The following is a 23,289-nucleotide window of genomic DNA, read 5'->3' as shown; positions in this document are numbered from 1 at the left end:
GTTCGTTGAGCGGTGCTTGTGCGCCGCTCAACGGACAACGGCAGGTCAAATCCTTGTTGCGTACCTGTCACTTCGGCCAATCTCCTGGCACTCTCTCAGCCAGTCCCCCACGGCTACCAAGGAGTGACCTTCCCCATGTCCTCTTCCCCCACCCCCCGCACCCGGACCCTGCGCGCCGCCGCGATCGTCGCCTCCGCGGCCATGGTCGCCATCTCCGTCCAGGCCGGTTCCGCCAGCGCGGCCGCCGAGCGGGAGGCCGGTGCCACCGCCCTCACGCTGTCGGCCGGGGCGCGCGCCCAGGCGATCGGCGAGGCCCAGAACGCGGCCGCCGACACCGCGCGGGCCATCGGCCTGGCGGACGACGAGCGTCTCGTGGCCCGTGACGTGGTCAAGGACGCGGACGGTACCGTCCACACCCGCTACGAGCGCACCTACGCGGGTCTGCCCGTCCTCGGCGGCGACCTGGTCGTCCACCAGAAGAAGGACGGCAGCCGCAAGACCGACAAGGCGGTCGAGGCGAAGATAGCCCCGGCCGGTGCCCGTTCCGCCCTGCGGGCCGCCCCCGCCGGGAGCCGCCAGGTCGTGTGGGCCGCGACCGGCAAGCCGGTCTTCGCCTACGAGGCCGTCGTCACCGGTACCCAGCACGACGGCACCCCCAGCGAGCGGCACGTCATCACCGACGCCGCCACCGGCGCCGAGCTCTACTCCTACGAGGCCATCGACACCGGCGTCGGCACCAGCGAGTACTCCGGCTCCGTCACCCTCGGCACCGCGCCGAGCGGATCGGCCTTCAGCCTGACCGATACGGCGCGCGGCGGCCACAAGACCTACGACCTGAACGGCGGCACCTCCGGCACGGGCACCCTGTTCACCGACGCGGACGACCAGTGGGGCGACGGCACCCCGTCGAACCGCCAGACCGCCGCCGTCGACGCCCACTACGGCGCGGCCGTGACCTGGGACTTCTACAAGTCGGAGCTCGGCCGCAACGGCATCGCCGGCGACGGCAGGGCCGCCTACTCCCGCGTCCACTACGGCAACGCGTACGTCAACGCCTTCTGGGACGACAGCTGCTTCTGCATGACCTACGGCGACGGCCAGAACAACCAGAAGCCGCTGACCGCGCTGGACGTGGCGGGCCACGAGATGAGCCACGGCCTGACCGCCGCCACGGCCAAGCTGAACTACAGCCGCGAGTCCGGCGGCCTCAACGAGGCCACCAGCGACATCTTCGGCACCTCGGTGGAGTTCTTCGCCAACAACGCCTCCGACCCGGGCGACTACCTCATCGGTGAGAAGATCGACATCCGGGGCGACGGCAGCCCGCTGCGCTACATGGACAAGCCCAGCAAGGACGGCGCCTCCGCGGACTACTGGTCCAAGTCGGTGGGCCGGCTCGACGTCCACAACTCGTCGGGCGTCGCCAACCACTTCTTCTACCTGCTCTCCGAGGGGAGCGGCGCGAAGACGGTGAACGGCGTGGCGTACAACTCGCCCACGTACGACGGTTCCGCCGTCGCGGGCATCGGCCGGACCAAGGCGTACAAGATCTGGTACAAGGCCCTCTCGACCTACATGACCTCGACCACCGACTACGCGGGCGCCCGTACGGCGACCCTGAAGGCGACGGCCGACCTGTACGGCTCGACGGGTGTGGAGTACCAGCAGGTGGCGGCCGCGTGGACGGCCGTCAACGTCAAGTAGCGGGCCCTGAGTACGGGCGGGGGGTGCGGATCGTCGCACCCCCCGCCCTTTTGCGCGTCAGGGGTCCGGGTCGGTCGCGGGCGCCCGTGGAGCGGTTGGAGGCGGCGGAGACCGCGATCAGGGCCCGGCTGTAGCCGGCCGTCGCGTGCGGGGGCTCGGCGGTGAGCCGGTCCGGTTCGGCGCGGGCGGGCCGCCGACCAGGCCGGCCGGACCGTGGAGTTCACCTGCAAGAACGGCACTGCGCGACGGAGGATGCCGCGTCTTGTCCGGCTACGCCGGAAACCTGCGCGCTTGTGCCGGAAACAATTCTGCAATCTCTTGCGCAAGCTCTTGCAACACTCCTGGGTGCCCCCTACGGTCGCGTGCAACCCCCCACACCTTCCCGCCAGGAGGACCCCCACATGGCTCGATCCGTATCCGCGCGCGCCGGAAGAGCCGCGCTGGCGGCCGGTGTCGCGTTCGCCGCCACCCTCACCGCCCAGGCCGCGCCCGCCTCCGCGGCCCCGCCCGGTGAAAAGGACGTCACCGCCGTGCTCTTCGAGTGGCGGTTCGACTCCGTCGCCAAGGCCTGCACCGACTCCCTCGGTCCCGCCGGGTACGGGTACGTCCAGGTCTCGCCGCCGCAGGAGCACATCCAGGGGCCCCAGTGGTGGACCTCGTACCAGCCCGTCAGCTACAAGATCGCCGGACGGCTCGGGGACCGGGCCGCCTTCAAGCGGATGGTCGACACCTGCCACACCGCCGGGGTCAAGGTCGTCGCCGACTCCGTCATCAACCACATGGCGGCGGGCGACGGCGTCGGCACCGGCGGGTCCCCGTACACGAAGTACGACTACCCGGGCGTCTATTCGGGCGCCGACATGGACGACTGCCGGGCGACCGTCTCCAACTACCAGGACCGCGCCAACGTCCAGAACTGCGAGCTCGTCCAGCTCGCCGACCTCGACACCGGCGAGGAGTACGTGCGCGGCCGGATCGCCGGCTACCTCAACGACCTCCTCTCCCTCGGCGTCGACGGGTTCCGGATCGACGCCGCCAAGCACATGCCCGCCGCGGACCTCGCCGCCATCAAGTCCCGGCTGAGCAACCCCTCCGCCTACTGGAAGCAGGAGGCGATCTACGGGGCCGGCGAAGCCGTCTCGCCCTCCGAGTACCTCGGCAACGGCGACGTGCAGGAGTTCCGCTACGCCCGCGACCTGAAGCGGGTGTTCCAGGGGGAGAAGCTCGCCTACCTCAAGAACTTCGGCGAGGCCTGGGGGTACATGCCCGCCGCCACGTCCGGCGTCTTCGTCGACAACCACGACACCGAGCGCGTCGGCGACACCCTGAACTACAAGGACGGCGCCGACTACACCCTCGCCAGTGTCTTCATGCTGGCCTGGCCCTACGGCTCCCCGGACGTCCACTCCGGCTACGAGTGGACCGACAAGGACGCCGGGCCGCCCAACGGGGGTACGGTCAACGCCTGTTACACCGACGGGTGGAAGTGCCAGCACGCCTGGCCGGAGATCTCCTCCATGGTCGCCTTCCGCAACACCGCCCGCGGCCAGGGCGTCACCGACTGGTGGGACAACGGAGGCAACCAGATCGCCTTCGGACGCGGGGCCAGGGCGTACGTGGCACTCAACCACGAAGGCTCGCCGCTGACCCGCACCTTCCAGACCTCCCTGCCCGCCGGGACCTACTGCGACGTCCAGAGCGGCCGCGCCGTGAGCGTCGACTCCGGCGGCCGGTTCACCGCCACGCTCGCACCCCAGACCGCCCTGGCCCTGCACACCGGCGCCCCCACCTGCACCGGTACTCCGGCCGCCGCCACCGGCGCCTCCTTCGCCGTCAACGCCACCACGGTCCCCGGCCAGGACATCTACGTCACCGGCGACCGCCCCGAGCTCGGCAACTGGAACACCGGCGCCGCCCTCAAGCTCGACCCGGCCTCCTACCCGGTCTGGAAGCTCGACGTCACCCTCCCCGCCGGGACGGCCTTCTCCTACAAGTACGTCCGCAAGGACGGCTCCGGGAACGTCACCTGGGAGAGCGGCGCCAACCGCTCCGCCACCGTCCCGGCCAACGGCAGCATCACCCTGACCGACACCTGGCGCAACTGACCCTCGCCCCCCGACCAGGGCCGCCCGGCACCCCTGACCCTGCCGCGCCGGGCGGCCCTCACCTCCCCGAGGAGAGACCCCTTGACACGCCCCGCAGCGGGACTCGCCGCCGCCGCCCTGGCCGCGGCGCTCCTGCCGGCCCTGCCCGCGGCCGCGGCCACGCCACCGGCCCCGCCCTCCGACGCGAAGCTCGCCGCCGTCCCCGCCCGGCACGACCTGACCCGCGAGCAGTTCTACTTCGTGCTCCCGGACCGCTTCGCGAACGGCGACCCGCGCAACGACACCGGCGGACTCACCGGAACCCGGCTGCAGACCGGCCTGGACCCGACGGACAAGGGCTTCTACCAGGGCGGTGACCTCAAGGGCATCACCGACCGGCTCGACTACATCAAGGGGCTCGGCACCACCGCCATCTGGCTGGCGCCGATCTTCAAGAACCAGCCCGTGCAGGGGGAGGGGGCGAACACCTCCGCCGGCTACCACGGCTACTGGATCACCGACTTCACCCAGGTCGACCCGCACTTCGGCACCAACGCCGACCTGGCCCGCCTCATCGACAAGGCGCACGGCAAGGGGATGAAGGTCTTCTTCGACGTCATCACCAACCACACCGCCGACGTCGTCGACTACAAGGAGGGGTCCCACGACTACCTCTCCAAGGGAGCCTTCCCCTACCTCACCAAGGACGGCGTCCCCTTCGACGACACGGACTACGCCGACGGGAAGAAGAAGTTCCCCGCCGTCGACGCCGTCCGCACCTTCCCCCGCACCCCCTTCGTCCCCGCCGCGAAGAAGGACCTCAAGTCCCCGGCCTGGCTCAACGACCCCTCGATGTACCACAACCGGGGCGACTCCACCTTCGCCGGGGAGTCGGCGGAGCAGGGCGACTTCTCCGGGCTCGACGACCTCTGGACCGAGCGCCCCGAGGTCGTCAGCGGCATGGAGAAGATCTACGAGAAGTGGGTCCGGGACTTCGGCGTCGACGGCTTCCGCATCGACACCGTCAAGCACGTGAACATGGACTTCTGGACCCAGTGGGCCACCGCCCTCGACCAGTACGCGGCCCGCCACGGCCGCAAGGACTTCTTCATGTTCGGCGAGGTCTACTCCGCGGACACCGCCGTCACCTCCCCGTACGTGACCCGCGGCCGGCTCGACGCCACCCTCGACTTCCCGCTCCAGGACGCGATCCGCGCGTACGCCTCCCAGGGCGCGCCCGCCGGGCGCCTCTCCGCCGTCCTCGGCGACGACTACCGCTACACCACCGACAAGGCCAATGCCTACGAGCAGGTGACCTTCCTCGGCAACCACGACATGGGCCGCTTCGGTTCCTTCCTGAAGCAGGACCGGCCCGGCGCCGGCGAGCCCGAGCTGCTGGACCGCTACCGGCTCGCCAACGAGCTGATGTTCCTCTCCCGCGGCAACCCGGTCGTGTACTCCGGCGACGAGCAGGGCTTCACCGGCTCCGGCGGCGACAAGGACGCCCGCCAGCCCCTCTTCGCGACCCGGATCGCCGACTACCTCGACGACGACGAGCTGGGCACCACCCGCACCGCGGCGAGCGACGCCTACGACACGCAGCACCCGCTCTACCGGCAGATCAGCGCCCTCTCGAAGCTGGTGAAGGACCACCCGGCCCTGCGCGACGGCATCCAGAGCGAGCGCCTCTCCGACGGCGGCGTCTACGCCTTCGCCCGCACCGACCCCAAGGCCCGCACCGAATACCTGATCGCCGCCAACAACGGCACCGAGCCGAAGACCGTGCGGATCGACGCCCCCGCCGGCGCCCGGTACCGCACCCTCCACGGCGGCCCCGCCACCACCGGCGCCACCGCAGACCCGGGCGCCGTGTACGCCACCGGCCTGACCACCGCCTCCCCGGACGGCAAGCTCACCGTCACCGTCCCCGCCCTCGCCACCCTCGTCCTCCAGGGCACCGCCCCCCTCCCCGCCCCCGCCACCGGGCCCGCCCTCACCCTGGGGCCCCCGGCCCCCGGCGCCACCGGCACCGTCGAGCTCTCCGCCGACGTCCCCGCGGGCGGCCCCGGCGCACTGACCCGGGTCGTCTTCGCCGCACAGACCGGCACCGGTCCCTGGAAGGTCCTCGGCTCCGCCGACCACGCCCCCTACAAGGTCACCCAGACCATCGACCCCACCACCCCGGCCGGCACCGCCCTGCGCTACAAGGCCGTGGCCGTCGACTCCACCGGCCGCACCGCCTCCGCCCTCGCCGGGAGCACCGCCGGGCAGACCCCGCCGCCCGCACCCCCCACCGCCACCCAGCGGGACTACGCCGTCGTCCACTACAACCGCCCCGACGGCGACTACGCCGACTGGCGCCTCTACGCCTGGGGCGACCTCGCCGACGGAGAGGCCACCCCCTGGCCGCAGGGGCACCCCTTCACCGGCCGCGACGCCTACGGCGCCTTCGCGTACGTCCGTCTGAAGCCCGGCGCCACCACCCTCGGCTACCTCGTCATCGACAAGGACGGCACCAAGGACGTCGCCGCCGACCGCACCCTCGACCTCACCCGCACCGGCGAGGTCTGGCTGGAGCAGGGCAAGGAGCCCGCCCGCACCGACCGCCCCGCCTACCCGCCGCAGGACCAGGCCAAGGCCGTCCTCCACTACCAGCGCCCCGACGGCGCCTACGACGGCTGGGGCCTGCACGTGTGGACCGGGGCCGCCACCCCCACCGACTGGTCCAAGCCCCTGCTGCCCGTCCGCACCGACTCCTACGGCGCCGTCTACGAGGTCCCCCTCGCCCCCGGCGCGAGCACCCTGAGCTACATCCTCCACAAGGGCGACGAGAAGGACCTCCCCGCCGACCAGTCCCTCGACCTCAGGGCGACCGGCCACGAGGTGTGGATGCTCGGCGGCCGGGAGAAGTACCTCCTCCCGCAGCCCGCCGGATCCGGCGCCGCCCTCGACCTGGGCAAGGCCCAGGCCGTCTGGATCGACCGCGACACCCTCGCCTGGAACGCCCCGGCGACCGCCGCCTCCGTCCAGCTCCTCGCCTCCCGCGACGGCGCGATCACCGCCGACAACGGCGTCCTGCGCGAAGCCGGCGCCCCGTGGCTGCGGCTGACCCGCTCCGAGCTCACCGCCGCCCAGAAGCAGAAGTTCCCGCACCTGGCCTCGTACTCGGCCTTCACCGTCGACCCCCGCGACCGCGACCGGGTCCGCGAAGCCCTGCGCGGCCAGCTCGTCGCGAGCGCCCGCGCGGCCAACGGGGCCGTCCTCGCCGCCACCGGAGTCCAGCTCGCCGGCGTCCTGGACGACCTCTACGCCGACCACGCGAAGAGCACCCCCCTCGGCCCCGTCTTCAAGGACGGCCGCCCCACCCTCTCCGTCTGGGCCCCCACCGCCCGCCAGGTCGAGCTCGAACTCGACGGCCGCACCGTCCCCATGCGCCGCGACGACACCACCGGCGTCTGGTCGGTGCGCGGCGAACGCTCCTGGACCGGCAAGCCCTACCGCTACGCCGTCACCGTCTGGGCGCCCAGCACCCGCCAGATCGTCCGCAACCTGGTCACCGACCCCTACTCCACCGCCCTGACGACCGACTCCACCCACAGCCTGGCCGTCGACCTGGCCGACCCGAAACTCGCCCCGCCCGGCTGGCGCGACCTGCGCAAGCCCGCCCCCGTCCCCTTCAACAGCGCCCAGATCCAGGAGCTGCACATCCGCGACTTCTCCATCGCGGACGCCACCAGCAGGCACCCCGGCCAGTACCTCGCCTTCACCGACACCGACTCCGCCGGCATGCGCCACCTGCGCGAGCTGGCCGCCGCCGGCACCTCGTACGTCCACCTGCTCCCGGCCTTCGACTTCGGGACCGTCCCGGAGGACCCGAAGGACCGCACCGCACCCGCCTGCGACCTGAAGGCCCACGCCCCCGACTCCGAGGCCCAGCAGGCCTGCGTGGCGGCCGCCGCCGCGAAGGACGGCTTCAACTGGGGCTACGACCCGCTGCACTACACCGTCCCCGAGGGCTCCTACGCCAGTGACCCGAACGGGACCGCCCGCACCGTCGAGTTCCGCAGGATGGTCCAGTCGCTGAACGGCGCCGGGCTGCGCACCGTGATGGACGTGGTCTACAACCACACCGTCGCCTCCGGGCAGGCGCAAGGGTCCGTCCTGGACCGCATCGTCCCCGGCTACTACCAGCGCCTCCTCGCCGACGGCAGCGTCGCCACCTCCACCTGCTGCTCCAACACCGCCCCCGAGAACGCGATGATGGGCCGCCTCGTCGTGGACTCCGTCGTCACCTGGGCCAGGCAGTACAAGGTCGACGGCTTCCGCTTCGACCTCATGGGCCACCACCCGAAGGACAACATCCTGGCCGTCCGCAAGGCCCTCGACGCGCTGACCCCCGCCAAGGACGGGGTCGACGGGAAGAAGATCGTTCTCTACGGGGAGGGCTGGAACTTCGGAGAGGTCGCCGACGACGCCCGCTTCGTCCAGGCCACGCAGAAGAACATGGCCGGCACCGGCATCGCCACCTTCTCCGACCGCGCCCGCGACGCCGTACGCGGCGGCGGCCCCTTCGACGAGGACCCGCGCGTCCAGGGCTTCGCCACCGGCCTGTTCACCGACCCCAACGGCTCTCCGGCCAACGGCACCCCGGCCGAGCAGCGCGCCCGTCTGCTGCACGACCAGGACCTGCTCAAGGTCGGCCTGACCGGCAGCCTGGCCCCGTACACCTTCACCGACTCCACCGGCCGCCGCACCAAGGGCTCCGAGCTCGACTACAACGGCGCCCCCGCCGGCTACGCGGCCGCCCCCGGCGACGCCCTCGCCTACGCGGACGCCCACGACAACGAGTCCCTGTACGACGCCCTGGCGTACAAGCTCCCCGCCGGCACCCCCACTGCCGACCGGGCCCGCATGCAGGTCCTCGCCATGGCCACGGCCGCCCTCTCCCAGGGCCCCGCCCTCTCCCAGGCGGGCAGCGACCTGCTCCGCTCGAAGTCCCTGGACCGCAACTCCTTCGACAGCGGCGACTGGTTCAACGCCCTGCACTGGGACTGCCGCGACGGCAACGGCTTCGGGCGGGGCCTGCCCCCGGCCGCCGACAACCGCGCCAAGTGGCCCTACGCCAAGCCCCTGCTGAACGGCCCCGTCCCCGGCTGCGCCGAGATCGAGGGCGCCTCGGCCGCCTACCGCGACCTCCTGCGGATCCGTACGACCGAACCCGCCTTCGCCCTCACCACCGCCCAGGCGGTCCAGGAACGCCTGTCCTTCCCGCTCTCGGGCCGGGACGAGACGCCCGGCGTCATCACCATGGCCCTCGGCGACCTGGTGGTGGTCTTCAACGCCACCCCCACCGCCCAGGCCCAGCGCGTCCCCGCCCTCGCCGGCACCGGCTACGCCCTGCACCCCGTCCAGGCGGGCGGCTCCGACGCGGCGGTCAGGACGTCGGCCTACGACCGGGCGACGGGCGAGTTCACCACCCCGGCGCGCACCGTCGCGGTGTTCAAACGGTCCTGACGCAGCCGTGTGAAGACGGGGTGGTGCCGGCCGCGGTCCGGCACCACCCCGTCACGTCGTTCCGGCTCGGGACCCGGACGCGGACGGCTTCCATCCGCCGGGATCCCCGCGGCCGTGCCGTGCCGCCCAGCACGGCCCGTGCCGCCCGCGCCTCAGACGTCGAGGCGCCGCTCCAGCAGGATCACGCCGTACACCCGGCCGTCCTGGCCCTGCTTCGACGGGAACTCGCCGACCACCCGGTAGCCCGCGCCCTGGTAGTACGCCAGCAGCCGCGGGTTCGTGGACACGCAGTCCAGCCGCGCCCGCTCCCGCCCGGTCCGGGCGATCCGCCGCTCGGCGTGTTCGAGGATCCGCAGCCCGGCGCCCGGAGCGGCCGTCTCACGGTCCACCATCAGCCGGTGCACATAGCCCGCGACCGGCGGCTGGACCCCCCAGGCCTCCTCGTCGGACCACCACAGCTCGTACGCCCCGACCACCTGTCCGTCGGGGTCCGCGGCGAGCCACACCTCCCCGTCGCGCATCTTCGCGCGGAAGTGCGCGGCGTCCTTCTCGCCCGGCTTCCACTGGTCGATGCCCTGCTTGCGCATCCACCGGGCGGCCTGGTCGTACAGCTTCACCAGGATTCCGGCGTCCTTCTCCTCGGCCGCCCGGAACACGATCCCGTCGTCAATGATCACGCGGGCATTATCGCCAGCCGCGCGGCCCGGTCCCACCCGCCCCCGGAAGCCGGCGGGGAGCACTCACCCGCCGTCGCGCGGCCCCGGCACCAGGGCCGCCAGCCGCCCGACCAGCTCACCGAACGGCCCGTCGGCCGGCTCGCCCGCCAGGATCCGTACGAGGATCCCCGCCATCTCCGCGTCGTACGCCGCGCTCACGGCGGCCAGCGCCGCGAAGTCGTGCACCAGCTGGAGCTCCAGCTCGGCCCGCGGGATCCGCCGCCCGTCCAGCCACAGCAGCGCCGTCGACTCGGCCAGCGACACCCAGGACCGCACCACGAGCTCCAGGCGGGCCGGGGGCTGCTGGACGCCGATGTGCAGCAGGATCTGCTCGTACGCCGCCTGCCGCACCTCGTCGATCATCGCGTTGGCCCGGCTGCTGCCCGCGGGCGGACCGCCGCGCAGCAACGCCGAGAAGCCGGGCCCGTGTTCGTCGACGAACGCGAAGTAGCGGCCCATCACCCGCAGCAGCCGCGCCCCGAGCGGACCGTCCTGCGGTTCGACGAACCGCTCGGCCAGCTCGTCGGCCGCCCGCCGCAGCGCGGCCTCGTACAGGCTCAGCTTGCCGGGGAAGTAGTGGTAGACCAGCGGCCGGGATATCCCGGCCGCCGCCGCGATCTCGTCGATCGACACGTCGTCGGGGGAGCGGTGGCTGAACAGCTCCAGGGCAACCCCGATCAGCTGCTGCCGCCGCTCCTCGACACCCATCCTGCGCCGCACCCCGGTCGTCATGCCGACACCCTACTTCGACGGCCCGTCCCGGCCGAACGGAGCGACGGGCCGGGGCGGTCGGCGGCTACAGGTCCAGCGTGATCCGGTCCGAGGCGGCGCGGGAGACGCACAGCAGCATCGAGTCCGCGCGCTCCTCGTCCGTCAGGAGGCCGTCGCGGTGGTCGACCCCGCCCGCCAGGACCCGGTGCCGGCAGGTCCCGCAGAAACCCTGCTCACAGGAGTAGGGGGTGTCGGGCAGGACCCTGCGCACCGCGCTCAGGGCCGACTCGTCGGCCGCGACCTCCACCGCGCGGCCCGAGCGCGCGAGTTCGACGGTGAAGGCCCGCGCGGGGCCGGTGGCCGCCGCGCCGAACCGCTCCAGGCGCACCGCCGACGGATCGGGGGCCGCCTCCCGCACCGCCCGCATCAGCGGGTCCGGGCCGCAGCAGTAGACCAGGGTGCCCGCCCGGAGCCCGGCCAGCGGGGCCAGGTCGGGCAGGCCCGCCTCGTCCTGTGCGACGACCGTCACCCGGTCCCCGTAGGCGGCGAGTTCGGGCAGGAACGGCATCGAGGCGCGCGAGCGGCCCCCGTACAGGAGGGTCCAGTCGGCGCCCGCCGCCGTCGCGGCGCGGAGCATGGGCAGGACCGGGGTGATCCCGATGCCGCCGGCGACGAAGGCGTAGGCGGGGGCGGACTCCAGTGCGAACCGGTTGCGCGGCGCCCGCACGTCCGGTTCGGCGCCTTCCACCAGCTGGGCGTGCGCCTCGCGGGAGCCCCCGCGCCCGTCCTCGACCAGCCGGACCGCGATCGTGTAGTGGCCGGAGTCCGCCGGGTCCCCGCACAGCGAGTACTGGCGCACCAGCCCCGACGGCAGCCGTACGTCGACGTGGGCGCCCGGGGTCCAGGCGGGCAGCTCGTCGGACTCCAGCACCAGCCGGACCACCCCCTCGGCCGGCTCCGTGCGCGAGACGACCAGGGTGCGCAGCCAGCGGCGCGGGGAGTGGCCCGACACCGGTGTCTCCAGGGCGGGGAGCGGCCACAGGGGGGAGCGGCCGATGCGCCTGCGCAGCGCCCGCCGGGTCAGTACGGCGGCCCCCGCCACCGCCGTCACGGCCAGGGTCCGCCTCACGGCCGCACCCCGCCGTTGGCGCCGGGGGAGGAGGCCAGGTAGGCCACCGCCTGGGCGGTGGAACCCTCCTGGGAGGGGTGGTACGTGCGCGAGAGGTATGTGGGGATCGACCGGGCCATCGCCCCCGCCGAGGGCAGGACCCCCTTGCGGCCCGCCCGGACGAACTGGCCGAGGGAGGCCTTGGCGCCGGGCCTCAGGGGGTCGTTCTCCATGAAGAAGCGCACGCCCCGCTGCCAGAGGAAGACCAGGGCGGCGAAGGCGGTGGCCCAGGTCCGGGCCCGGCGGCGGTAGTTGCCGTCGACGTGCATGAAGAGGTCGAAGGCCACGGAGCGGTGTTCGACCTCCTCGGCGCCGTGCCAGCGCAGCAGGTCCAGCATCATCGGGTCGGCGCCGCGCCGGTCCAGTTCCTCCGCGTTGAGCACCCAGTCGCCGAGGAAGGCCGTGTAGTGCTCGATCGCCGCGATCATCGCGACGCGTTCCATCAGCCACCACCTGCGGGCACGGCCGGGCGGCAGGGTGCGGTCGCCGAGGAGCTTCTCGAAGAGCCAGTCGACCTGCGCGGTGTAGGGGGTCGGGTCCAGGCCGAGGCGCTTGAGGTGGGGGAGTACGTCGTCGTGGGCTGCGGCGTGCATGGCCTCCTGCCCGATGAACCCGAGGACGTCCGCCCGCAGCCGCTCGTCCGTGATGTACGGCAGCACCTGCTTGTAGACGTGCACGAACCAGCGCTCACCGGCGGGCAGCAGGAGGTGCAGCACGTTGATGGTGTGCCCGGCGAAGGGCTCGCCGGGCAGCCAGTGCAGCGGGGTGTCGTCCCAGGAGAAGGAGACGTTCCGCGCCTGGAGGTCCATGTGTTCCGACGCCACGGGGGCGGGCGTGAGCGGCGTATTAGACATGGCGTCAATGTACTGAGGGGTACGGTCGAGGAAAACCCCTCGTCGCGGCCGAATCCCCCAGGGGCGCACCGGGAGCCCCCCCCAGGGGCGCGGGGAACCGGGCGACCGGCCCCCGCCGGCCCGCAGCCGACGAACGAGCCCAGCCCCCCGGGTCCCCGGAACCTAGCGGAGCGCCCCGGCCCTGCTCCCGTCCGTCAGCTTCCCCGACAGGTCGACCTGGGCGCCCTCCGGCGCCTTCACGGCCAGCCGGTTGCCGTTCGCGCTGCCGTTCACCCCGCCGCCCGTCGCCGTCACGGAGGCGAACTGCGCGCTCCCCGCCGCCAGGACGTACCACTGCCCCGCCCGGGACTTCCACAGCACCCCGGCCAGCACCCGCGGCTCCCGCGGCCCGCACGCCGGGGAGCCCTCCGCCTTGGCAGCCTGCGCCGCCAGCGGCGCCCCGGGCGCCAGGAACTGGACCTGCACCCGGTCCGCCGTCCCCTGCCAGGTCTCCGCCCGGCTGCACAGCCAGGTCGCCGCCCCGTCGCCTTCCGGAAGCGGCTGCTTCGCGTACGTCCACGCGTTGACGGAACGCACCCCGTGCGAACGCACCGACGGCAGCAGGCACGCGGTCTTCGACCACTCGCCCAGCTCCGCCGCCTCCGTCACGTCCCGGGCGGCACCCGGCGCGCCCGAGGTCAGCCGGGCCGGGGTCAGCTCGCCCAGGTCGGTGACCAGCCGGGTGGCCCCGTCGCCGGTCAGGGCCAGGGCGTTCCAGCCGGTGCACTCGCCGTTCGCCGCGGGACCCAGGACCGGCGGGGTGAGCCCGTCAGGGGTGAGCTTCAGCGCGGACGGCTCGTCACCGGGCTTCAGCAGGTCGCGCACGGCGGCCGCGGTCACCCAGGGGGCCGTCAGATAGCGGACGTTGCCGTCGACCCGGCTGAGCACCAGCGCGGCCGCGGTGTCCGCCGTCGCCCCGTCGGTCCGCGCGAAGTCCAGGGCCGCGCCGGCCGTCCCGTTGCGCGGCTCGGCGTACCGCACCACGCGCAGCCCGTCGTACAGCAGCACCACCACCGCCTGGTCGACGGTGCCCGCGTACAGCAGCTGGGGCGGACCCATCGGCGGCCCCGACGGGGTGCCGGGGGTGGCCGAGACCACCACCGACGCGCCGGGGCGAGCCCACACGGCCAGCGCCCGCCGCAGCAGCTCGGTGTCCCCGGCCCGGTCGCCACGCGCCGGCCACGCGGAGTAGTCCGTACGGGAGGACGTGTGCCACACCCCCGGCGTGACCCGCACCAGCTGCCCGGGATCCAGGGCCTGCTCCGCCACCGCGTTGCGCGCGTACGGCGGGGCGGCGGGCCCGTCCGCCCCCCAGCCGCCGCCCGGGATCGCCAGCAGCGCCCCGCACACCGCGAGGGCGGCTGCCCCGGCCAGGGCCGCCCGCCCGAGGCGCCGGCGCCGCAGCAGGTCGGTGGGCCGGGCCTGGAGCACGCACGGGTCGAACTCGGGAGAGGCGAACAGGGCGTCGTGCGCCGGGTCCCCGGACTCCGCGACCGCCGCCGCCGGGTCGGCCACCCCGGCCTCGGCGAGCACGCGCAGCACGTCCGGCTCCGCCAGCCCCTCCAGTGCCCGCAGGACGCACGCCGCCCGGCCTGGGCCGTTCAGCGTGGCCAGCCACTGGTCCAGGGCCAGCTCCTCGGCCCCGCCCGCCCGCGGGAACAGCCGCAGCCCCCACACCTGCGGCAGCAGCGCCGGCAGCTGCCCGCGCAGCGGAAGCGCCCTGAAGCTCAGCGGCATTCCCGCCTCCAGGGCGGAGCGCAGCACGCGCAGCCGCACGTACGCGTACCCGGAGTCGGCCCCGCCCAGCCCGCCCCGCTGCGCCGGCACCCCGCCCTGCGTCGCCCCGGCGTCGGCGGCCCGCCGCCCGCGCGGCAGGGCGCGCTGGGTCAGCGAGTGGGCGGTGAGCACCCGCCGGTTGCGGCCGAGGGCGGGCGGCAGCACCAGGTAGGCGAGCCGCACCAGCCGCGGGTAGTGCTCGACGATGGCGGCCTCGGCCTGCTCGACGTCGGGGGGCAGGGGGCGGGTGGCGGTGTCCGGCGCAGTCACGTTCAGCAGAACGAGCGAATGGTGGGATGGTCACCCGCATCAGCGCACACGTTCGGATGAATCGGACGCTCCGGGCGTGACGTCGGGCCGGTCCGGCCGGTCAGGCGACGCGCCGGTTCCGCCGGTCAGGGGACGAGGCGGTCAGGGGACGAGGCGGTCAGGCGACGAGCCGGGCGCGCAGGGCCGCGACCGTCTCGTCCGGGACGCCCAGGCCCTCGCGGACGTACTTCTCCATCGACCCGTAGCGGACCCGGACCTCGTCCAGGCCGGCCTCCAGGTACGCGGGGAACACCCCGATCAGCGCCAGCGCGATGTCCGGGTCCCCGCCGGCGGCGGTGAAGCCCTCGACCAACGGGGCGAAGGCCGCCTTCACCGCCGGGTTCACCGCCAGGTACTCGGCCATCAGGGTGTCGTCGTCGGCCCCGAGCAGCGACAGGAGCACCGTCGCGCCCCAGCCCGTACGGTCCTTGCCGGCCGTGCAGTGGAACAGCAGCGGGCCCGCCTGTGCGTCGGCGGCCTCGGTCAGCAGCGTGCGGTACGCGGCGTGCGCGGAGCCGGTGGCGACGAAGGACCGGTAGACCGAGCCGAACAGGACCTGCGCCCTGCCCCCGCCCAGGTGCTCCTCGGCCACCGCCGGGTCGGCGAGGAGGTCCTTGAGCTGCGAGGCGGCGGGCATCCGGCCGTCGCTGATCTTGTCCGCCAGGACGTCGCGCACCAGCAGGCGGACGCCGTCCGGTATCAGGTCCGGGTGGTCGGTCCGCTCGGCGTCGCTGCGCAGGTCGATGACGGTGCGCAGGCCCAGCGCGGCCACCGCCGGGTCGGCGTCGAGGTCGAGCCGGTCGAGGGCGCCCGAGCGCAGGACGAGGCCCGGACGGACGGTGCGGCCGCCGGCGAGCGGGGCGCCACCGAGATCGCGGAGGTTGGCGACGGTGGTGGAGGACGTGGCGGTCATCGTGGCGGCTCCAGCGTTCTGCGCACGGGGCGGAAGGCCCGGCCCGGCGGGGTGAGGTGACTCGTGTCAGGCGGTCGTGCGGGTCGTACGTGGTCGCGGTGCGGTGGCGGCCGCAGTCGCACCCCTGCTCAGATATGAGCGATTTTCCGATGGTTTGATCCGGAAAGACAATCGACGGCGAACGCGACCCCGATCCCGAGACCCAGCGCCACGAGGTGCCCGGCGTCGGTGAAGGTCCGCTCCCGCCGCAGCACCGGCCGCACCGCGAGCGCCAGCAGCCCGGCCCGGGCCGTCGTGCGCACGGCCCCGCGCGGCAGGGCCGAGGTCAGCGCGCCGAGGACGGCGTTGAACCCGTAGCTCGTGCCGACGTCCAGGGCCCGGCGGGTCTCAGGGTCGGCCGTGCGGCGCAGCACCCCGTAGACGAGGAGCGTCGCCGAGGCGTGCCCGAAGAGGAAGACCGCGGCCGTCCACCAGGCCCCGTACGCGTACTCCGCGTAGCCGAGCACCGCGACCAGCAGCAGGGCGTACGGCAGCGGCATCGGCTCCTCGACGACGAGCGCGCTGCTGAGCAGGGTCTCCCAGCGGCCGCCGTCGAGGTTGTCGACGTTGGTCGAGCAGTCGCGCAGCATCCGCTCCCGGTCGGCCGGGGCCAGCCGCCCCAGGGCGTGGGCCCCGAGCTGGACCCCGCCGGTGTAGAGCGCGCCCAGCGGGCCCAGGGGGAGCGAGGACCATGACCGTCGCAGTGGATTCACCCGTCCATGATCGGATACGGCCCTGGGGCGCACGGCGCCGGGCCCCGTGAGAGCATGACCGGGACATGTCTGAACCCCGCCCCCGCGTGCCGATGCGGGCCCTGCGCGCCGCGATGTTCGCGGCGGTGTGCGTGGCGCTGGCCGCCGTGGGGCACGCGCACATGTCGGGCAGCGACATCCCCCCGGGCCCGCTCCTGGGGGCCTTCGCGGTGACGGCCGCCCTCGCCTGGACGGCCGCCGGCCGCCGCCGCGGCCCGCTGGGCATCATGACGGCCCTGCTGGCGGTGCAGGCGGGGCTGCACCTCGCGTTCTCCGCCGGCCAGGGCCACGGGCACGGTTCCGCCCCGATGGCGGGTCACCACCCGGTGCCGGGTATGGCCATGGGCGCCGGCCCGTCGGGGGCGAACCCCGGCGGAGCCGCCGCCGGGACGGCCGGGGCGGCGCACGCCGCAGGGTCGGGCGCCCTGCGTTCCGACCCCGCCGGGGCCATTCACGCCGCCGGCGGGACGGTCCACGCCTCCGGGCTGGCGGACGGCGCCCGGGCGGCCCGCGCCGCAGGGCTGCACGACCCGGCCGGAGCGGCGCACACCGCCGCGATGTCCGACCCGGCCACGGTGGCCGACGCCGCCGGCACGGGCATGACGCACGCCTCCGGCCTGGCCGACGGGCTGGGCTCGGCGACCGGGATGGCCGACTCCGGGACGGGATCGATGTCCGCGATGCCCGACGGCATGGGCGGAGTTCTCGCCGACCTGCTCGGCACGCCCGGGCACGGTGGCCTCGGGATGGTCGCCGCGCACCTGCTCGCCGGCCTGTTCTGCGCCGTCTGGCTCGCCTGGGGCGAGGCCGCCGTGTTCCGGCTGGCCGGGGCCCTCGGGGCCACCGCCCTGCTGGCCGCCCGGCCGCTGGCCCGCGTCCTCGCGCTGCTCCGCACCCGGACGGCCCCCGTACCGGGCCCGCCCGCGCAGCGCCCCTCGTACGAGCGGCCGCGCCGCCTGCGCGGAGCCGTGCACGCCCACACGGCCGTCCGCCGCGGCCCGCCCCACCGGTGGAGCACCCGCACCACGGCCCCCCGGCCGCTTCCCGCCCGCGCCGTCTGACCGGCGCACCCTCCTTCGGTGAGGGCGCGGCGGGACCGGGGGCCGATCCCCCTGTTCCGCCGAACCCAGGACCGACATGTCCCTTGACGACCTCACGGACGCCCCCACGCGGGACGCCGACTCCGGACCCGCGCCCCAGAACACCGGCGCCGGCCGCCCCGGCGGCTGGGCCGCCCTGCGGCCGCTGCTCCTGCGCCTGCACTTCTACGCCGGGCTGCTCATCGCCCCGGTCCTCTTCCTCGCCGCCGCCACCGGCCTGCTGTACGCCGGATCCTGGCAGGCCGAACGGATCCTCTACTCCCACGAACTGACCGTCGACCGCGTCGGCGAGGCCGCCGTCCCGCTCAGCACCCAGGTGAAGGCCGCGAAGTCCGCCGAGCCCCAGGGCAAGGTCGTCGGCGTGTGGCCCGCGCCCGAGGCCGACGCCACCACCCGGGTGATCATGGAGGACCCGGCCCTGGCGGAGGGCGAGACCCGCACCGTCTTCGTCGACCCCTACAGCGCCGAGGTCCGCGGGCAGCTCACCACCAGCGGTGACGCGCTGCCCCTGCGGGCCTGGCTGAGCGAGTTCCACGCCGGCCTTCAGCTCGGGGAGTTCGGCCGGAACTACAGCGAACTCGCCGCCAGCTGGCTCTGGGTGGTCGCCCTGGGCGGCCTCGCCCTGTGGATCGGCCGCCGCCGCACCCGCAGGGCCGCCCTCGTCGTACCCGACCGCGAGGCCACCGGCCGCCGCAAGACCCTCTCCTGGCACGGCAGCATCGGCCTCTGGGCCGCCGTCGGCCTCGTCGGCCTCTCCGCGACCGGCCTGACCTGGTCGAGGTACGCCGGTGAGAACATCGGGCAGCTCCAGGACCGGCTCGGCGGGGCCACCCCCTCCGTCGTCGCCACGCTGAAGCCGGGCGCCGGGGCCGCCGACGGCGGTGACGAGCACGCCGGGCACGTCATGCCCGACGGCACGGAGATGTCCATGCCGATGCCCACCACCGACATAGGCATCGACCAGGCCGTCGCCGCCGCCCGGGCCGCCGGGGTCACCGAGAGCCTGCGCGTCACCCTGCCCGCCCAGGGCAAGGGCTACGTGGTCAAGGAGGCCGACAAGACCCTGCCGGTGCACCTGGACGCGGTCGCCGTCGACCCCGCCGACGGCCGGATCATGGACGAGCTCCGCTTCGCCGACTACCCGCTGCTCGCCAAGCTGACCCGGTTCGGGATCGACCTGCACATGGGCCTGACCTTCGGGATCGCCAACCAGATCGCGCTGGCCGCGCTCGCCGTCGCGGTGATGTTCCTGATCGTGTGGGGCTACCGGATGTGGTGGATGCGCCGGCCCACCAAGGAGCGCACCCTCTCGGTCGGCCGTGCCCAGCCGCGCGGGGCCTGGCGCAGGCTGCCGGTGACCGTGCTGCTGCCGTTCGCCTGCGCGACCGCTCTGGTCGGATGGTTCGTCCCGCTGCTGGGGCTCAGCCTGCTGGCGTTCCTCGTGGTGGACGCGGCCCTCGGTCTCGTCGCCCGCAGGCGGGCGGCCCGGGCCGCCTAGCGAGGACGGCGGGCCCGTGCGCACTCCGGTGCGCACGGGCCCGCCGCCGCCCCGGTCACGGCGTGTACTTGTACCCCACGCGGCGGACGGTCTGGATCGCGCCGCGGTGCGCCGCGCCCAGTTTGCGGCGCAGGCGGGCGATGTGGACGTCGACCGTCCGGCCGTCGCCGACGTGGCCGTAGCCCCACACCGTCGTCACCAGCTGGTCCCGGCTGTGCACCCGGTGCGGGTGGGCCACCAGATGGGCGAGGAGTTCGAACTCCAGGTAGGTGAGGTCCATCGGCTCGCCGTCGACCTCCGCGGTGCGCCGCGCGGTGTCGATCCGCACGAGGGCGTCTCCGGCCGTCGTCGAGGACGGGGCCGCAGGCTGGTCCGGCGCGGCGGACCCGGCTCCCGGTCCGGCTCCGTGCGCCGGTACGGGAACGGACTGCGGGACGAAGGTGATCGGCTGCTGGTCGGCCGGTACGAGGACCAGGTAGCCGACCATCGGCGGCCGGCCGGGCAGCGCGGGCACGGCGTGCTGCGGCGCGGGCAGCCAGGTGGCGCCCGGCGGGAGCAGGCCCACCACCCGGGCCACCTCGTCCCGCTCCACGGCCCGCAGCCGGTGGCGTACGGGCGGGAAGGGCGGGGGAGCGGTGGTCGAGGCGGAGGCGGCGGAAGCGAGGGAGCGGGTGTTCGCCATGAGTGGTCAGCTCTTTCACGCGGAGTGGTCGGCAGAAGACGTACGTGTGCATGGGCACGTGTGCGCATGCACGTAGTCGTTGCGTACCGCGCAGACCGAAGGCCCCGGGCAGGTCTGGTGAGAGGTCCCGGAAGGCTTTAGAGGGCCGACGCGTTCTCGGCGCGGCGACACACCCGGTCGAAATCGTGGTCCTGACGGGACGGCCAGAACGGCTCCAGGTCGATGCGACCTGTCGGGGTGTACGAGTGGCCGGCCATGGGCGCCATTGAAGCAGAAACAACGGGCCCGAGGCAGGCTTCGTCTCACTCCATGGATCGGCATCTCATATTCCGTCGCCAGGTCTTCGTCGGGCCGCAACAATCCCGACAAACCGTCAAGAGGAAAGCCGCTTCCGCCAGTCCAGTCCGGTCACCCGTATCGCATCGTGGGCGGATCCGTTCCACTCCCAGGCCAGTCCCGCGCCGTCCAGTGCCGCCACCACCTCACGCCCCACGGACGCGGTCAGCGCCTCGTCGGGCTCGAAGCCCCCGTACAGCAGGTGGAGGTCCCCGCCCCCGGCCACGCCCTCGGTGCCCTGCGAGTGGAAGAAGACGAACCCCCGCGCGTCCTCCGCGCCGGCGGCCCATATCTCCGCGAGGCCGCAGCTGCGGCAGCAGGTGAAGTTCTCCCGCGCGGTGATCCCGGCCGCGTCGAGCGCGCCGAAGGCCCGGGCCAGCCGCTCCGGGTCGGTCTCGTCCGTCCAGCCGGCCTGCTCGGCGACACGCTCCCGCCACAGCCGGTCGACCAACTGCGCGGCCTGGGCCCGGGACACCGGCCGCTCGTCGCCGTCGACCAGGTACTCCTCGGCGTTCTCGGCGAGCTCCGCCCGGCCTTCGTAGCCGCAGCGCAGCCACCCCCGCACGGCCCCGGCCAGCTCCTCCTCCACCTCCGGGTCGAGCGGTTCCACCTCCTCCACGGGGAACTCCATCCGCTCCCAGGCCGGCCCCCGCTCCCAGCCCTCCTCCCGGCCGGCCCAGCGGCACATCGCCTCCGCCACCTCCGCGGCCGTCGCCACCCGGGACTGGAAATGCCGGTCCGGGGCGCCCGCGCGGTACTCCAGCTCGTAGTCCCCGCCGGTCTCGTGCCAGACCTGGACGAAGACGTCGGGCTCGTCCGGGATCCGGTCCACGACGAGGAAGCGGTCCCCGGCCCCGCCGAGCCGCGCCACCAGCGCGGACAGCGCGGCGCGCGCCTCGGGGCCGTACAGGTCGCGGGACTCGCCGGGCTCGGTGCGGACGCGGATGGTCGGCCGGACGGGAGCCGGCCGCGTGGTGACGGGGTTCATGCCCACAGGGTGGCAGGCGGCACTGACATCGCCGCCGCGGCCCGGGTCGGACCAGGCCGTCCCGCTCCAGGCCGGTGCAGCAGGTGTCCACGATCAGGCGGGTCACCGCGTAAGGGTCCACGTTCGCGTTCGGGCGGCGGTCCTCGATGCAGCCCTTGCCGTCCTTCTCCACCTGCCACGGGATGCGGACCGATGCGCCCCGGTCCCACACCCCGTAGCCGAACTCGTTCCAGGGGGACGTCTCGTGCAGACCCGTCAGACGCCCGTCGATACCGGCGCGGTAGTCCTCGCACATCGCCTTCGCGGAGAAGCCGGTGTGCGCCCCTCGCCGATCCCGTCGCCCTTGACGGGCTTCGGGTTCAGCGTCGCCGACACGTTGAAGTCCTCGGCCGTGCGGTACGGCAGCCGGCGCGCGGTCCACAGCTGGTCGGAGACCTCCGGCGGGGTTTGCGCCGCAGGCCGGGCGGCTTGTGCGGGTCGACCGCCGCACACCCGTCCGGGTGGGGCAGACTGGGCAGGTGAGCATTTCGTACGATTTGAACTCTTCCGGTGAGGGCCCCGAGCGGGCCCCCGGCCACCGCCGTCCCCGCGTCGGCCTGCTGGGCACCGGCCCCTGGGCCCGCCGCACCCACGCCCCCGCCCTCGCCGCCCACGCCGGCTCCGACTTCACCGGCGTATGGGGCCGCCGGCCCGAAGCCGCGGCCGAGCTGGCGGGCGCGCACGGTGTGAAGGTGTACGAAGACCCCGACGCGCTCTTCGCGGACTGTGACGTGGTGGCCTTCGCCCTGCCGCCGGACATCCAGGCACCCCTCGCCGTACGCGCCGCCGCGGCCGGCTGCCACCTGCTGCTCGACAAGCCCGTCGCCACGACCGTCGCGGACGCCCGCGCCGTGGCCGACGCCGCCGCCGCGCACGGGGTCGCCTCCGTGGTCTTCCTGACGCTCCGCTTCGCCGAACCCACCGCCGGGTGGGTCCTCGAACAGGCCCGGCGCGGCGGCTGGTTCACCGCCTCCGCCCACTGGCTCGGCGCCGTCTTCCCGCCCGCCGGCGCCGGCGAGCCCAGCGCCTATGCCGACTCGCCCTGGCGCAAGGCCAAGGGCGGGCTGTGGGACGTCGGCCCGCACGCCCTGTCCGTCCTGATCCCGATCCTCGGCGAGGTCACCGCGGTCACCGCCAGCCGGGGCCCGTCCGACCTGGTGCAGCTCGCCCTGCGGCACACCTCCGGGGCGGCCAGCACGGCCGTCCTCAGCCTGGGCGCGCCGCGCGCGGCGGCCGGGGTGGGCCTGGAGCTGCGCGGGGCCGAGGGCGTCTTCAGGCTGCCCGACTGGAGCGACGTGCCCGGTGCGTACGGGCGCGCCCTGGACGCCGTCCTCACCGCCGCCCGCACGGGCGTACCGGATCCGCGCGGGGCGGAGTTCGGGGCCCGGCTGACGGAGATCCTGGCGGAGGCGGAGGCGCAGCTGAGCGGGGCCCCGGTCTCCGCACCCGTCGCCTGAGAGGGGCCGGCCGCCGCCGCCCGACGCGGCGGCCGGCTACTTGATGAGGGCGTTGGCGACGATGATGGCCAGGCCGATCGTGCCGTCGGCCAGACCGGTCAGCAGCGCCGTCGTGAGCCGGTAGCCGACCCGGACCGCCACCAGGGAACCCCAGGCGAAGAGCAGTGCGGTGTTCAGACCGAGCCCGACGGCCGTCACCCCGTACGGCTCCCAGTGCGCGACCCCGGCGAGGACCAGCAGGAGCACGGTGGGCAGGGTGGCCGCGATCATCGGCCACTCGTTCCACAGCGCCCGCACCAGCAGCCGCCACCGGTGCGCCGCCGAGCCGTCCCGGTGGCTGGCCATGTGGTGCGAGTACCCGTGCGCGAGCCCGGCCGCGGCGGCGGTGACGAGGACCCAGCTGGCGTCGTAGAGGGGGGTGTACTCCTCGCCCTGCTGATCGAGCGCGGCCAGCAGCCCACTGGCCAGCACGGTTCCGTACACCCCACCGAACATCCAGTCGGCCCCGCGGCGGGGCGGGGGGAGGGGTGTGGCGGAGGCGGGTGTGGCGTCGTGGGGCTGCTGGGGGTGGTGGTCGGTCACGGTGGGGATCCTCGCGCGGAAGTGTCTT

At 74.2% G+C, this 23,289-nt stretch carries 16 protein-coding genes and 1 pseudogene; 6 read left to right on the top strand and 11 right to left on the bottom strand.

Features of this window, described 5'->3' with window-relative positions; translation table 11 throughout:
* Window positions 1-135 precede the first annotated feature (135 nt).
* The 3 genes from ACFY15_RS13005 (at window position 136) to pulA (ending at window position 9,302) form a co-directional block, all read left to right on the top strand.
* Window positions 136-1,704 carry a M4 family metallopeptidase gene (locus ACFY15_RS13005; protein WP_390825486.1) on the top strand — a complete coding sequence of 523 codons (1,569 nt, stop codon included), beginning with the start codon at window positions 136-138 and terminating at the stop codon, window positions 1,702-1,704.
* A gap of 401 nt (window positions 1,705-2,105) precedes the next feature.
* Window positions 2,106-3,809 (top strand): carbohydrate-binding module family 20 domain-containing protein, encoded by a 1,704-nt coding sequence (locus ACFY15_RS13000; protein ID WP_390825485.1) that lies wholly within the window; start codon window positions 2,106-2,108, stop codon window positions 3,807-3,809.
* 81 nt (window positions 3,810-3,890) lie between these two features.
* Entirely contained in the window at window positions 3,891-9,302 is a 5,412-nt protein-coding gene (gene pulA, locus ACFY15_RS12995; RefSeq protein ID WP_390825484.1) for a pullulanase-type alpha-1,6-glucosidase, read from the top strand.
* Window positions 9,303-9,454: 152 nt separating this feature from the next.
* Here the strand turns inward: pulA and ACFY15_RS12990 are convergent, their stop codons facing one another.
* From ACFY15_RS12990 to ACFY15_RS12960, 7 genes are all read right to left on the bottom strand, one after another.
* Complete coding sequence (locus tag ACFY15_RS12990) at window positions 9,455-9,979, bottom strand: GNAT family N-acetyltransferase (protein ID WP_042817530.1); 525 nt, start codon at window positions 9,977-9,979, stop codon at window positions 9,455-9,457.
* 63 nt (window positions 9,980-10,042) lie between these two features.
* Window positions 10,043-10,750, bottom strand: coding sequence for a TetR/AcrR family transcriptional regulator (locus ACFY15_RS12985; protein WP_390685608.1), 708 nt, complete (start codon window positions 10,748-10,750; stop codon window positions 10,043-10,045).
* Between the two features lie 64 nt (window positions 10,751-10,814).
* Window positions 10,815-11,858, bottom strand: a complete 1,044-nt coding sequence (locus tag ACFY15_RS12980; protein ID WP_390825483.1) for a PDR/VanB family oxidoreductase — start codon at window positions 11,856-11,858, stop codon at window positions 10,815-10,817.
* The gene (locus ACFY15_RS12975) at window positions 11,855-12,751 is read right to left on the bottom strand and encodes a metal-dependent hydrolase (protein ID WP_390685610.1); all 897 of its coding nucleotides are present in this window, start codon (window positions 12,749-12,751) and stop codon (window positions 11,855-11,857) included. Before ACFY15_RS12975 ends, ACFY15_RS12980 begins: the two co-directional genes overlap by 4 nt.
* A 162-nt stretch (window positions 12,752-12,913) precedes the next feature.
* Window positions 12,914-14,836 carry a hypothetical protein gene (locus tag ACFY15_RS12970; RefSeq protein WP_390825481.1) on the bottom strand — a complete coding sequence of 641 codons (1,923 nt, stop codon included), beginning with the start codon at window positions 14,834-14,836 and terminating at the stop codon, window positions 12,914-12,916.
* Window positions 14,837-14,993: 157 nt separating this feature from the next.
* Complete coding sequence (locus tag ACFY15_RS12965; RefSeq protein ID WP_390685612.1) at window positions 14,994-15,788, bottom strand: tyrosine-protein phosphatase; 795 nt, start codon at window positions 15,786-15,788, stop codon at window positions 14,994-14,996.
* A gap of 128 nt (window positions 15,789-15,916) precedes the next feature.
* Complete coding sequence (locus ACFY15_RS12960) at window positions 15,917-16,540, bottom strand: rhomboid-like protein (protein ID WP_390685613.1); 624 nt, start codon at window positions 16,538-16,540, stop codon at window positions 15,917-15,919.
* Window positions 16,541-16,605: 65 nt separating this feature from the next.
* On the opposite strand from ACFY15_RS12960, the gene ACFY15_RS12955 reads away from it, so the two are divergent.
* Both ACFY15_RS12955 and ACFY15_RS12950 read left to right on the top strand, forming a co-directional pair.
* The gene (locus ACFY15_RS12955) at window positions 16,606-17,640 is read left to right on the top strand and encodes a hypothetical protein (protein ID WP_390825480.1); all 1,035 of its coding nucleotides are present in this window, start codon (window positions 16,606-16,608) and stop codon (window positions 17,638-17,640) included.
* A 76-nt stretch (window positions 17,641-17,716) separates the two neighbouring features.
* Window positions 17,717-19,177 carry a PepSY-associated TM helix domain-containing protein gene (locus tag ACFY15_RS12950; protein WP_390685615.1) on the top strand — a complete coding sequence of 487 codons (1,461 nt, stop codon included), beginning with the start codon at window positions 17,717-17,719 and terminating at the stop codon, window positions 19,175-19,177.
* Window positions 19,178-19,232: 55 nt separating this feature from the next.
* Here the strand turns inward: ACFY15_RS12950 and ACFY15_RS12945 are convergent, their stop codons facing one another.
* The 3 genes and pseudogenes from ACFY15_RS12945 to ACFY15_RS12935 all read right to left on the bottom strand — a co-directional run.
* Window positions 19,233-19,859: a winged helix-turn-helix domain-containing protein gene (locus ACFY15_RS12945; protein ID WP_390825479.1), complete on the bottom strand. Its 627-nt coding sequence runs from the start codon at window positions 19,857-19,859 to the stop codon at window positions 19,233-19,235.
* A gap of 373 nt (window positions 19,860-20,232) precedes the next feature.
* Window positions 20,233-21,183 carry a DUF6891 domain-containing protein gene (locus tag ACFY15_RS12940; protein WP_390825478.1) on the bottom strand — a complete coding sequence of 317 codons (951 nt, stop codon included), beginning with the start codon at window positions 21,181-21,183 and terminating at the stop codon, window positions 20,233-20,235.
* A 49-nt stretch (window positions 21,184-21,232) separates the two neighbouring features.
* Window positions 21,233-21,627 (bottom strand): annotated as a pseudogene (locus ACFY15_RS12935) (glutamine synthetase); the annotation flags it as partial.
* A gap of 80 nt (window positions 21,628-21,707) precedes the next feature.
* On the opposite strand from ACFY15_RS12935, the gene ACFY15_RS12930 reads away from it, so the two are divergent.
* The gene (locus tag ACFY15_RS12930; protein ID WP_390825528.1) at window positions 21,708-22,679 is read left to right on the top strand and encodes a Gfo/Idh/MocA family protein; all 972 of its coding nucleotides are present in this window, start codon (window positions 21,708-21,710) and stop codon (window positions 22,677-22,679) included.
* A 36-nt stretch (window positions 22,680-22,715) separates the two neighbouring features.
* Here the strand turns inward: ACFY15_RS12930 and ACFY15_RS12925 are convergent, their stop codons facing one another.
* Entirely contained in the window at window positions 22,716-23,261 is a 546-nt protein-coding gene (locus ACFY15_RS12925; protein ID WP_390825477.1) for a hypothetical protein, read from the bottom strand.
* Window positions 23,262-23,289: the final 28 nt, after the last annotated feature.

This window comes from Streptomyces sp. NPDC001373 (genome assembly GCF_042895815.1).
Classification (GTDB): domain Bacteria; phylum Actinomycetota; class Actinomycetes; order Streptomycetales; family Streptomycetaceae; genus Streptomyces.
The sequence above is the reverse complement of the archived record's forward strand: the minus strand, read 5'-3'. Positions and strand labels throughout refer to the sequence as shown.